The 11206-nt window shown below is 60.7% G+C and carries 11 protein-coding genes and 3 pseudogenes; 6 read left to right on the top strand and 8 right to left on the bottom strand.

Features of this window, described 5'->3' with window-relative positions; all coding sequences use genetic code 11:
- The first annotated feature begins 101 nt into the window (after nt 1-101).
- Both AC1D34_RS26385 and AC1D34_RS26380 read left to right on the top strand, forming a co-directional pair.
- Entirely contained in the window at nt 102-506 is a 405-nt protein-coding gene (locus AC1D34_RS26385; protein WP_476825785.1) for a PIN domain-containing protein, read from the top strand.
- A gap of 61 nt (nt 507-567) precedes the next feature.
- Nucleotides 568-1587, top strand: coding sequence for a tyrosine-type recombinase/integrase (locus tag AC1D34_RS26380; RefSeq protein WP_476825786.1), 1020 nt, complete (start codon nt 568-570; stop codon nt 1585-1587).
- A gap of 427 nt (nt 1588-2014) precedes the next feature.
- Here the strand turns inward: AC1D34_RS26380 and AC1D34_RS26375 are convergent.
- From AC1D34_RS26375 to AC1D34_RS26345, 7 genes and pseudogenes are all read right to left on the bottom strand, one after another.
- Nucleotides 2015-2335, bottom strand: a pseudogene (locus AC1D34_RS26375) (RES family NAD+ phosphorylase); the annotation flags it as partial.
- Entirely contained in the window at nt 2332-2721 is a 390-nt protein-coding gene (locus AC1D34_RS26370; protein ID WP_476825784.1) for an MbcA/ParS/Xre antitoxin family protein, read from the bottom strand. The gene AC1D34_RS26370 and the pseudogene AC1D34_RS26375, both read right to left, overlap by 4 nt.
- A 332-nt stretch (nt 2722-3053) precedes the next feature.
- The gene (locus tag AC1D34_RS26365; RefSeq protein WP_476825783.1) at nt 3054-3389 is read right to left on the bottom strand and encodes a WGR domain-containing protein; all 336 of its coding nucleotides are present in this window, start codon (nt 3387-3389) and stop codon (nt 3054-3056) included.
- A 199-nt stretch (nt 3390-3588) separates the two neighbouring features.
- Nucleotides 3589-4818: a plasmid replication protein RepC gene (gene repC, locus AC1D34_RS26360; protein ID WP_476825782.1), complete on the bottom strand. Its 1230-nt coding sequence runs from the start codon at nt 4816-4818 to the stop codon at nt 3589-3591.
- Nucleotides 4819-5103: 285 nt separating this feature from the next.
- Nucleotides 5104-6144: a plasmid partitioning protein RepB gene (gene repB, locus AC1D34_RS26355; RefSeq protein WP_476825781.1), complete on the bottom strand. Its 1041-nt coding sequence runs from the start codon at nt 6142-6144 to the stop codon at nt 5104-5106.
- Nucleotides 6141-7352, bottom strand: coding sequence for a plasmid partitioning protein RepA (gene repA / locus AC1D34_RS26350; protein WP_476825780.1), 1212 nt, complete (start codon nt 7350-7352; stop codon nt 6141-6143). Before repA ends, repB begins: the two co-directional genes overlap by 4 nt.
- A gap of 839 nt (nt 7353-8191) precedes the next feature.
- On the bottom strand, nt 8192-8419 hold the full coding sequence (locus tag AC1D34_RS26345) for a helix-turn-helix domain-containing protein (protein WP_476825779.1): 228 nt from the start codon (nt 8417-8419) through the stop codon (nt 8192-8194).
- 116 nt (nt 8420-8535) lie between these two features.
- Between AC1D34_RS26345 and AC1D34_RS26340 the strand changes: the two genes are divergently transcribed.
- The 3 genes from AC1D34_RS26340 to AC1D34_RS26330 are packed head-to-tail and all read left to right on the top strand — an operon-like array spanning nt 8536 to nt 10466.
- Nucleotides 8536-8991, top strand: coding sequence for a hypothetical protein (locus AC1D34_RS26340; protein ID WP_476825778.1), 456 nt, complete (start codon nt 8536-8538; stop codon nt 8989-8991).
- A 6-nt stretch (nt 8992-8997) separates the two neighbouring features.
- Nucleotides 8998-9621, top strand: coding sequence for an HAD family hydrolase (locus tag AC1D34_RS26335; RefSeq protein ID WP_476825777.1), 624 nt, complete (start codon nt 8998-9000; stop codon nt 9619-9621).
- A 50-nt stretch (nt 9622-9671) separates the two neighbouring features.
- Nucleotides 9672-10466, top strand: coding sequence for a metallophosphoesterase (locus tag AC1D34_RS26330; RefSeq protein ID WP_476825776.1), 795 nt, complete (start codon nt 9672-9674; stop codon nt 10464-10466).
- Nucleotides 10467-10668: 202 nt separating this feature from the next.
- On the opposite strand, the pseudogene AC1D34_RS26325 reads toward AC1D34_RS26330, so the two are convergent.
- Nucleotides 10669-10909: pseudogene (locus tag AC1D34_RS26325) on the bottom strand (IS481 family transposase); the annotation flags it as partial.
- A 103-nt stretch (nt 10910-11012) separates the two neighbouring features.
- On the opposite strand from AC1D34_RS26325, the pseudogene AC1D34_RS26320 reads away from it, so the two are divergent.
- A pseudogene (locus tag AC1D34_RS26320) lies at nt 11013-11206 on the top strand (IS110 family transposase); the annotation flags it as partial.

The raw sequence follows: 11206 nt of genomic DNA, 5'->3' as shown, positions 1-11206 counted from the left end.
CCCACGCTCGTCGACGATCTCCTTAACCCGCCATTTTGGGACGAAGCGCTCGTGAAGTTGGTGATATCGGCGGGCGGCGCACTCGATCGCGAGATCGTCTGATGTACCTGCTTGCAACTGATTTCGTTGCCGAGGTTCGCACGGGATCACCGCCGGCGGTCGCTTGGCTGCGCGCCATCTACCCCTTGGGCGTCTATCTCAGCGTGATCACGCTTGGTGAGCTCGGCCGGGCCATCGCCGCACACCGGCCGCGCGAACCCGACCAGGCGGCCCAGCTCAGCGAATGGCTGCGCAAGCTCCGCCATGACCATCACGATCGAATCCTGCCGGTCTGCGACCGCGTGGCGGCCGCGTGGGGTCGGATCGCCTCCCCTGCCCCTGATGCGGTGGCGGACGCGCTGCTTGCGGCAACCGCGATCGTGCATGACATGATCGTGGTCAGCCGCCGGTCAGACCAATTCGAGACGATGGGCGCCTCGGTCGTCAATCCCTGGGACGTCCGTTGATAGGGGCGCAGTCATGAGCAGCGACACGGGGTCATCCGGAACAATCACCCCCTCACCTCCCATGGCGCCCGATGTCGCTGCGCAAAGTGTCCTCTCACCGCAGCTCGAGGATCTTGCCGGTCGGGCCCGCCGCTACGTCGAAGCGGCCAGCTCGCCCAATACGCGTCGCGCCTATGCCTCGGACTGGAAGCATTTTTCGGGCTGGTGCCGTCGCCAGGGCATTTCGGCTGGGGAGCCCGATCCCCAGGTCATCGGGCTCTACATCACCGCCCTTGCCTCCGGCACCGCCAGTGGCGATCGGCGGCCGTCAACGGTGAGCACGATCGAACGCCGCCTCTCTGCCTTGGCCTGGACCTACGCTCAGCGCGGTCCCCCCCTCGACCGGCAGGATCGCCATATTGCGACCGTGCTCGCAGGGATCCGAAACACCCACGGTCGTCCACCAGTCCAGAAAGAGGCGGTGCTGCCGGAAGACGTCATCGCCATGCTCGAGACGCTCGATCGCGCCAGCCTGCGTGGCCTGCGCGATCGCGCCATGCTGCTGCTTGGCTTCGCCGGCGGTCTTCGGCGCTCGGAGATCGTCGGCCTCGATGCTGGTCCGGACCACAGCGAGGATGGCCGGGGCTGGGTCGAGATCCTCGACAAGGGCATGATTGTGACGTTGCGCGGCAAGAATGGCTGGCGCGAGGTTGAGATCAGCCGCGGCTCGTCGGACACGACCTGCCCCATCGCCGCGCTGCAAACCTGGCTCAGGTTCGCCAGGATCGCACACGGGCCGCTGTTTCGCCGCGTGACCGGCCAGGGCCAGGACGTCGGTCCTGAGCGCCTCCTTGATCAGGAGGTGGCGCGTCTCGTCAAGCGCACGGCCCTGGCTGCCGGCGTGCGCGGCGACCTTCCTGAAGGGCAACGGGCCGAGAAGTTTTCTGGTCACTCGCTCCGGGCCGGGCTCGCCTCCTCGGCCGAGGTCGACGAGCGCTATGTCCAAAAGCAGCTGGGGCACGCCAGTGCCGAAATGACCCGGCGCTACCAGCGCCGCCGCGATCGCTTCCGGGTCAATCTCACCAAGGCAGCTGGCCTTTAGAGCTTAGCCTCAGGCCCGGAGCGAGATTCTGCTCGGAACGGTCGGCCGACGCGGCTGTGGGCTGAGTTTATCCGCGACTTTCAACGTCGCTAAAACACAGGGGCGGACATAGTCCCTCATGTCAGCGCGCCAGCGCTCCGTCATCAGCTCCCAGCGCAGCTGATGCTGACGTCGGACCGTCTCATGAAGAGCCTTCGCTGCCGCTTCGACAGCGAGTTCAACGCGATTCGTCATCACACCACGCCCCTCGTCTACGATTCCCCGACCGCTAAGCTATGGGCAATGCAAGCCAAGCGAAACGGGCGGATCGCTCGATCAGCCAACAATTCACTGCGCAACAGCTTGGTCGCCGCACTGCACCTTGCGGCTCAGCCAACCCGGTCATGCCGCAGCCGAACTGCCCCGCCGTGATCAGCGCCGGCGCGATCGGCAGATCCGGTCCCCAGCGCCAGAGCACAAGGTTGAGATCATCGCGCTCGACCGCATGCTCTCTCCTGCCCTGCTCCGTCGTCAGGTCAGCGACATCCTCACTATCGATCTCATAGGAACACAACACACAGGGGTCGATGCGATGCGCAAAACCCAGGTTGGCCTCCTTGATCGCGGTCATGATGCTCAAGCCGAGATACAGCGCGGGGATCCCCTTTGGGTTGAAGCGGGCGCCCCTGATCGCCGCGCCATCCCCCGACAGCGGCTTGAAAGCCCAGCGCGGATCATGTGCCCGGTAGCAGGTCCCGACAAACCTCACGCAAAGCCGCCAAGCGCCATGTGGTCGAGATAGTCCCGAACGGCCGCAGCCTTGCCCTCCTTGACCAGTGCCTCGGCGGTTCGTCCGCCAAAGGCCGGCAGGGGCTGAGCCCGATACCAGGCCATCGCCTGCTCTTTGCCACCCGCCCATTCCGAGACGCAGCTGATGATTTCGAGCATTTCGCGGAGCCGGCCCTGGGTCCGTCGCGCACCGCTCCGCTCGGCTCGGTATAGCGTCTCGCGAGCGAGACCCGCGGTTTCGGCGAGCTGGGTCTTCGACATGCCGAAGCCGTCCGCCAGCTGAGTGATCGCAATCCTGCCGGCCCGGTCCATATAGGACAGGACCAGGGATTCGCTCTGCAGCGGAGCCTTCACAGCTTGAGCCATTCTGCCCCCTTTGCCACATCTAGTCGCACATTCACCTGACAGAATATAATCGCCCAGTTTCAACCTCAGGCCCTATTCGAGGCAGAGCTTGCGCTCCTGACAGGCCGGCACCCGATCGACCATCCTAAGGCTCGGCTCGAATCTGTCGAATTCAGCTCCAGCGCGTCCACACAAAGCGCCGCCGCGGTCGCTTCCAGGTCAATCTGACCAAGGCTGTCGGGTTGTAGTAGCCGCCCTCCCCTGCGGTGTACACCTCGACGATGCCCGGAAAGGTCAGGATGACCGCAATGTCTCATCGAGTAGTGCCTTCGCCATTGAGAGACTGTTGCGTGCTACCTCGTCGAAGCTGGGCTTGAAAATGCCCTCCCCTGACCCAACTCAGGCTCATTTCCTCCTATCGCGGTGCCGACAATGCGATAGCCGCGCTTGGTCTTTCTAAGCAACCAATCCTCCAGCGCCTCAGCCGCTTGGTCGAGATCTCCGTACAGATCCAACCGTCGCCGGCCGACATTGCCCCATCGCCCCCACTCGCGCACGAGCGCGAACTCGTCAAACAAAGTCGGTTCGACGGCCAGCACATAAAAGCGCGCCATGTTGCGCGCATGGTCCCGCCGTTCGAGGACCAGCATTTGCAACTTGTAAGGAGGTGGTTCGAGCACGTGTTCCATGCCGCCACTCCATCCTCGCGGCAGGACGACGTCCAACGCAAAGCTTGAATCGATTGGCTATCATCGATTCACCGGATTGATGCGAGCCACCCAAATGAACACTCTTGTGGGCTCCCTCCCCACCCGCGAGCCAGACATCGCCTCATCACGCGAGCGCAGGCTGCGGCTTCATTAACCTTAACAAACTTCCCCCGCACGATTACGCGCTTCGCTTTTCGCGCGTTCGGGATCCAATCAACGCCATCAGCATTGGCCCTAATGAGAACTCACCCGCTTCGGCTCGCCGCGTTAGGTTTCTCAGATAGCCCCCCGCGCTGTTGATAGCTTCAGCCTTCTGCAGAATGGCGGCGACCACGATCGATGCCTCTATCTCTCCCAAGACAGCCAGTGCCCCGGCCCAGGCGCTCGGACTAATTCCGAGGATAGGCCTGACCACCGCTACGGTTGCCACCAAATCCCTCCAACTCGAGATACCGCCACGGCTGTAATCAATGATGTYCGGGCAGGCGTCCAACACCATCCCTAAGGGATAAGCGCGAACTGGCAGGCGCGTCGTTTCAAGCTCTCCCTCCGAAGCGGCCACCCTGCTTTCTCGAAAGCTAGGTTCAGAGTCAGTGAGGGAGTCTGGTTTTGAATTCTGTATGTGATGCTCAATATGAGACTCATTGCCGCTCATATTTTGATTTTTAACGTGCATTTCCAGAAGGCTGTGCACTTCGTCCGCGAGCATCGAAAGCTGCTGCGCTAGCGGCTCCAGGACGATCGCCGAGCCCTTCCGCGGCAACCGGCCGAGAAGTGTGAGGAGTTCGCCTTGAATATCGGCCCAGCTAGCGGGACCTACCCCCTGGCGCTGGGTCGGGATGCTCTCTTGTATGCCCATCGCGATCATCTTCGCGAGGTCGCGACGGCAGATCGTGATGCGCTCTCGCACAAGCTTCAGCGCCCGCTCTTCAGCGCGAACCTCTTCAGCCCAGACTTCGAACTCCTCGGCCCGCGCAACCAGCGGCGCCAGGTCGAACCCAAAAGCCAGCTCGATCTCGCCGTGACTGCCCTTGCGCGCATAGCGCTTGCCGTTTGGGCTGTCGCGGCGAACGATGAGCCCCGCATCCACAAGGACAGCCAGATGCCGGCGCAGTGTCGCCGGGGCCATGCCATGGGCGCGCAGACAAAGTTGGTGGTTGGACGGGAAGACGATCAACCCTTCGCCAGTCAGCACGGTCTCCGGATGAAAGGTCAAAAGGGCATCCAAGACGGCAAGCGCCCGCTCGGACACGCCGACTCGGGCCTTCGCCGCGCAGATGTCACGAAACACATTCCATTTATGAGTCGCCTTGGCGGGCGGGCAAGCGTCTGCGATCACTTGGCCTGCAACATGCGCAAGCGTCAGCGTTCGCCGCCCAAAGGGCGTCGTCGAGAGTCTTTTTTCCATGGGTCTTCGCCTGATTAGGGCAAAAGAAGTCCGCTCGCCGAAAAGGCGCTTAAATCCCAATGGGACTCTTGACGGGGATTCAGGGAAGTGCGATTCTCAAGTTGCCGACTATGAGAAGGGCTTCCGGAACACCGTTTCGGGGGCCTTTTTCTTTGCCTACTGCCGTTAGCTTCGTTGTTGACCAGGCCTTCGAGAACTCAACACTATCGGGCCTAGCCGAGCTGCTCCCATTTCCTCTCCTTTCATTCCCAGCGTTTCAAAACCTTGCCAGCTGACAAGGTCTCCTCACCTGGAGTCCTTCGCAGCACTCGCTTGGCTGAGATATCGATCCATCAGTGATGGCAATTCGCCCCTGAGGAACTCAGCGAATGACGCCGCATGAGCTCGATCAACAACGAGGCGCACCTCTTTTGACGTGAAGCTCGCTCGCCCGAGTCGGGCTCCGGATCCGGCAAGCAGCGCGACTTCCGTCTGAGGCGGCGAGCCTGGCGGCTGCACAGCCGCAAGGATCTCGCGAAAGCGTTCGTCAGAGGGCAGCGCCAAAACCTTGCCAGCTGACAAGGTTTTTCGAGCCAGTTCGAGCAGTGCTGCTTTTTCCCCAACAGCTCCCGCCAACTCAAGCCAGCGCGGTCGCCCCACCTTTGGAGCGCGGCCAATCATTGTAATCAGATCGATTGGAAGCGCGCGCCAAACGGATCGCATCCGCGCCATTTCCTGATCATCCAACGACAGTGCCGCTTTGATGTCGCGCGGCTTAATTCCGGCGTTCTCCATTCGCCACGCGAACAAGGCACGCTCAATCCAGGTCAAATCCTGGCGACTACCATTCTCGAGGCCCTGTGCAACCACCAACTCGGAATCAGAGAGAGATCGGACCAGCGCCTTAACCGGAACACCAATGTCACGTGCAGCTCGGACACGGCGGTGTCCATATATGACCTGATAGCGCCCCTCCAGTTCCGCGTGTGGACGAACCTGGATTGGGATCTGTTGACCCTCTTCCAGAAATGTCTTTCGGAAAGCTTCGAACTCGGCAGGAGAATCGTCCGCTAGCCGATCTGGGAACGGCGACGGGTCGATCAGCGCTGGGTCAAGCTCCTTAAGACCGGCGGCCCCGGACTCGACCAGTGCTTTCAGCCGATCACGCTCCTCGCGGATATCGGCCAGCGTCCGCTGAGTTGCTCCAATTACTCCAGCCGGAACTCTGGGGGGCGGAGCGTTTGGCACGCTTTCGAGGCTGGTATCCTGCTCGCTCGCGGCGGAACTCGCGGTAAGCGAAAGCGCGCCAAAGCTGGAGACGATCGAGCGGCGAGGCGGCTTACTCATGCCCGCCCCCAGGTCTGCTTGATCAATTCGAGGATTCCTTCATTGACCGCGTCGAACGACTCCCGCGCGCGCTTGAACGCATCTCGCCCGATCTCGCCAGACTCGAGCTCATAGATGCTACGCTTGGCAAGTCCCGCAGCCTCAACCGCAGTGCTTTCGACTGCCGTCGGCGTCATGACGTCATCAGGGAACAACGTCCGCAGCATCGAAACTATCTCAGTCTGCGGCTTGTCGTACGGATTGTTGCGAGTGACCAGATAGCGAAAGAAATCCTGACGCATCGTGGCATTCTCGCCAGCGATCACATTGATCAGGTCGCCCATCATCAACAAGAATTGGCTCATCGACGCCACATCGAGCATCGCTGGATGGATTGTCACGATCATGCCCGTCGATGCGTAGATCGCGCCGAGCGTCAGATAGCCGAGGGAAGGGGGCGTATCGAGGACAACAACGTCGTAGTCAGCTTCCACCTCGTCGATGGCCAAGCCGAGGCGCTCGAAGAACAAGCTGTCTGTCTTTGCTCCTCGTGCGAGCACACGGGGCGTGTCGTACTCGAACTCCATAACCTCGAGGTTGCCGGGAACAAGATCAACGCCGTCAAAGTAGGTTTTCCGGATGATCTCCCGCATCGGCCGGCGCAGCTCGTCGTACCGCAACGCCGCCCAGATCGTTTCGTTGTCGCCAACGTCGATCTCCGGCTGCGCACCGAACATCGCAGATAGTGAAGCCTGGGGATCGAGATCTATGGTCAGCACCCGATAGCCCTGGAGGGCGAGAAAGTGCGCCAGATGCAAACTCGTAGTGGTCTTCGCCGAACCGCCTTTGAAGTTCGCAACCGCGATAACTTGCAGGTGTTCGCCACGGCGCCGGTGAGGTAAAAAGCGCAGTGCCTCCGCAGGCTTCTGCTGTGCAAACAGGCGCCGTAACTCATTTACTTGCGCTAGCGTGTAAGCCCGATGATTGTTCTCAAGCCGAGCGGGGAGGGGACCTTTGCCCTCGTTCGACATCAGCTTCAGCGTCGAGTCAGGAATGGAGGTAAGTTTTGACACCTCATTCGTCAGAAAGTGTCGCAAATGCTTCTGCGCGTGAGGGGGGTACATCCGTTCACGCAAGACATTCAGCTGACGTGACAGGACACCAGCATGCCGCCAGACGCGCTCCGCGGCTTCACTATGGCGGATATCCTTCGCCAGGGGGTCGGCCATTGGCGCTTCTTGTCCTCATTGTCGGGTTAAGGGCGTTCTAGCGCCCAATGCCCGACAAGCTACGCCACGATTCTCTGCGGGCGTCCAGCCATTTAGGGTTAATGGATTCTGACCTTTGTGGAACCGGCGCCGAACCAGAGCTTTTCAAACTGGCCGATACGGAGAATAGCCGTTATATATCATTGGCTTATCGAAACTAATGGGCCACCTTTCCTGATACGTTCCGGGCCAACCAACAATCGGCCACAAGTCGCGTCAGGCGATGACCAGGGGCGCTCGCACAGCTGCACCGACAAAATGGGTAGAATCAGGGGGCTAATTACTCTGGGCCGGCAGGCAGAATTATGTGGCCGACAATCTGCGCGCCACTCGGAGTTGAAACGATCGCTTCCACCTCGACGGGTCGCCTCGTGAGAGCCGCAGCGACACCGGCGGCGATGTTGCGATGATCATCCGGCAGGATGCCGATCTAAACGCCGGACAAGATGGCTCACGCGCAAGTGGTATCGCAGCTCCGAGAGTAAACTATGATAGCTTTGACGCCGCTCAACCAGCGGACAGCATCACGACCTTGTCGGGAAGTTCGCCTTCGCTTGCCGAAGAGTGGCTCGAGGGTGCCAAGTGTCCGATTGTTTGCGCAGGCGAGGGAGGAAGAGGAGACGCATGCCCGGCCCGCTGTCGCGGCGGCAGTGCTGGCTTTGAGGGCAGGGGACGACCTGCCAACGCGCAAACCCCGGCGCCTGCCGGGCGCGCAGCGCACCTACCATTTGGGCCACTAGCCAACGCACCGGGGTAGGTTGCGCTACCGCTGCCGTGGGACGCCTAGCAGCGCAGGTACCTCACTCGCCAAATTCGGTGCTCGGTCGTGTCAAAAGCGCAGCTGCGTCGACACCGAGCTCCCGGGCGATCCTATCCAATACGTCGACGCTTGCGCTGTAGCGACACCGCTCGATTGCACTGATGTAAGTCCGGTCGACCCCTGCTCTGAGAGCGAGTTCTTCCTGCGACAAACCAGCGGTGCGCCGGTATCGCTTTATGTTGGCCGCCAGGACCTCTCGGATTTCCATCCGATGGAAAGAGCTGGATTGTAGAGTATTTCACCACGGAGTATACTCTACACGAATCTCGGATGGCGCTGCCGCGCGGCCATTCGTCAAACTCGAATCCACGTGGGAGCCAAGCGGTGAAAGAACCAACCGACGAAGAGCGGGCGCGCTTGAGCGGCCCCGTCATGCGCGTGTTCGTCAACATCGCGAAGCGATGGGATCTCCCAGAGCGGCGACAGCTTCAACTGCTTGGCTGCAGACAGCGAGAATTTCGCCGCTGGGTTCGCCTCGCCCGATGGCACAAGCCGCTCGTTCTCGAAACAGACACCATGATGCGGATTTCGGCGATCTTAGGAGTCTTCGCCGGCTTGCGGCAGTTTGTGAAAACCGCCGAGGAGGAAAGGCGTTGGCTCTTGCGCCCAATTGAGGCCGAACCGTTCGCTGGGCAGGCACCGATAGAACTGTTGTCCGTGTCGTTCGAACGTCAAATCGAAGTTCGGCAATGCCTAGCAGGCGTCGTCCGCCACATCGCTCCAAACGAAGCCGACATCAACTTTAAGCCGTACACCATCGACAATCTAATCTGGCACTGAGACTCGATGGCTGAGATTCGCGCAATTTGCTTCGATGCCTTTGGCACCGTTGTCGAGATCACTGACAAGCGCCGGCCGTACCACGCGCTTCTTAGAAGCGAGCCCGCAGCCGCTGTGCAGGCGCTCACTCAAGCGATCGGCCTTCGCGAGCTTTCGCGAGAGATTGCCACACCCGTAGATGAAGCGAGATTCGCAGAACTAGAGGCGGATCTACAGGCGGAGTGCGCTTCGATACGCGTACGACCGGACATGAAATTGATCTGGCCGACGTTGCAACGAGCGGGGCTGAAGATCGCTATCTGCTCGAATTTGGCGTGGCCCTACAAGTGGCCACTGCTTAATTGCCTGCCAGATTGGCCTGACGGGTTCGTTCTTTCCTGCGAAGTCGGCTTTACCAAGCCACGGCGGGAAATCTATCAGCTCGTCTCCTCAGAGCTTGAGCTTCGGCTGTCGCAAATACTGTTCGTCGGCGATAGCCTCGAAGCCGACGTGATGGGCCCCATCGCCGCAGGCGCCTCCGCAATGCCGATTGCCGAGTTCGAAGCGTCCTATGCCACGCGGCCATCGATCTATGCGCCAAGTAGGATCGTCAAACTCTTCGCCCGAATTGCCGCTGCCAAGGCAGGCTGAAAACTTCGGCCGCCCGCTCGATCGCGCGGCCATCTTCGAATGGACATAGAATGCGCCTGCTACTGATTTCCGACATTCATCTCGAATGTGGAAAGTTCGAGTTTCCAGCCCCAATGCCCGAATTCGACGTCGCCGTTTTCGCCGGCGACATCGGTCAGCCAATTTCCGCAGCGGCCCAGTGGCTGTCCACGCAAAGGGAAATCGGACCGCTGCAAAATCGGCCGATCGTCTACGTTCCAGGGAACCACGAGTTCTACGGAACCGAATTCAAATCCAATCTTGCTAAGGGCGCGGAGGCGGCCGCGCTCGCCGATGTTGATCTGCTTTTTCGCCGGACGGTCATCATCAACGGCGTCCGCTTCGTCGGATGCATCTTATGGACCGATTACCGGCTGTACGGGACGCCGAAGCCATCCATGGTCTATGCCGGCCAAACGCTGAATGATCATCGCCTCATTCGCTATCGGGAAGAGGGAGGGCACTATAGCCGGTTCATGCCATGGCACGCTGCGGCAGAACACAGGCTGGACTTGACGTTTGTCCGGCACGAGCTTGCCATACCTCACAGCGGCCCGACTGTCGTGGTCACTCACCACGCCCCCCATCCACATTCGATCGCGTCGCGGTATCAGGGAAGCCCGCTTACGCCTGCCTTCGCTTCTGACCTCAGCAACATTATTGAAGAGTTTCAGCCTGAACTCTGGATCCACGGTCACGATCACGGGTCGCATGATTATCGAGTCGGACGGACACGCGTCTTCGCCAATCAGGCCGGCTATCCAAATCTTCACGGCGACCGGGAAAATCACGGGTTCAACCCTCTCTGCGTCGTTGAAGTTGCTTAAAGGGAAGGGGCCTCGTCGACCCGTCGACGCTGCCTTCGGGCTTGAACAGGGGTCGCGATAGACAGGGTCGCCGAAGGTGACTAGCGCCCGCTCAGTCGCGCGGGTGCACGGTGATAACTGGGCACGTCTTGCGCGCGATATCAGTCAAGTGCCGAATGACCTGGCTTGTGCCTGGCATCGCAGCGAACAGCCGGCAGGCTCAGCGGTGCAATGATGAGCGCGTCAGATGCGGGATCGTCGCCTGCGGAGCATAGAGGCAATCGTCGAGCGGCAGCAGAGTATGCCGGCGGTACGATGACCGCCTCCTCCTCGATCGACAGCACGGTCGATCGAGGCTCGCATGGACCGGTCTTGAGATCCGCCGTCGAGCTCCGTCTCTTCCACTTGGCCACCGTCTTCTGGTTGATGCCGTCGCGCTTAGCCAGAGCCCTCAAGCTCTCTTGATGGGATGGACGGCGCCTGCACCGGCACCATTCTTAAGGCAGGCGCGTTGCCATCACGGACCATTCCGAGGAGCCCCATCCATGCGCAAAGCAGAACATCGACCTGTCCGCAGCTGTAACGGTCGGTCTCGATTTGGCGAAGCTTATCTTCCAGGTTCACGTGGTCGACGGCAAGGGCGGTGTGTTGCTGACGAGAGCCATCAGACGTCGCGACCTCTTGCCCTTCTTCGAGCAGCTACCGCCATGCCTGGTCGGGCTTGAAGCTTGTGGCTCCGCCCATCATTGGGCGCGTAGGCT

The organism is Allobosea sp. P1_A7, assembly GCF_056406775.1.
This window is presented reverse-complemented; position numbering and strand designations above follow the sequence as displayed.

Coding starts and splice junctions, on each gene's coding strand:
- repA (WP_476825780.1), bottom strand. CDS start 7,352: ATGGCCGACCCCCTGGCGAAGGATATCCGCCATAGTGAAGCCGCGGAG.
- AC1D34_RS26385 (WP_476825785.1), top strand. CDS start 102: ATGTACCTGCTTGCAACTGATTTCGTTGCCGAGGTTCGCACGGGATCA.
- AC1D34_RS26345 (WP_476825779.1), bottom strand. CDS start 8,419: ATGGAAATCCGAGAGGTCCTGGCGGCCAACATAAAGCGATACCGGCGC.
- repB (WP_476825781.1), bottom strand. CDS start 6,144: ATGAGTAAGCCGCCTCGCCGCTCGATCGTCTCCAGCTTTGGCGCGCTT.
- AC1D34_RS26365 (WP_476825783.1), bottom strand. CDS start 3,389: ATGGAACACGTGCTCGAACCACCTCCTTACAAGTTGCAAATGCTGGTC.
- AC1D34_RS26370 (WP_476825784.1), bottom strand. CDS start 2,721: ATGGCTCAAGCTGTGAAGGCTCCGCTGCAGAGCGAATCCCTGGTCCTG.
- AC1D34_RS26380 (WP_476825786.1), top strand. CDS start 568: ATGGCGCCCGATGTCGCTGCGCAAAGTGTCCTCTCACCGCAGCTCGAG.
- AC1D34_RS26335 (WP_476825777.1), top strand. CDS start 8,998: ATGGCTGAGATTCGCGCAATTTGCTTCGATGCCTTTGGCACCGTTGTC.
- AC1D34_RS26330 (WP_476825776.1), top strand. CDS start 9,672: ATGCGCCTGCTACTGATTTCCGACATTCATCTCGAATGTGGAAAGTTC.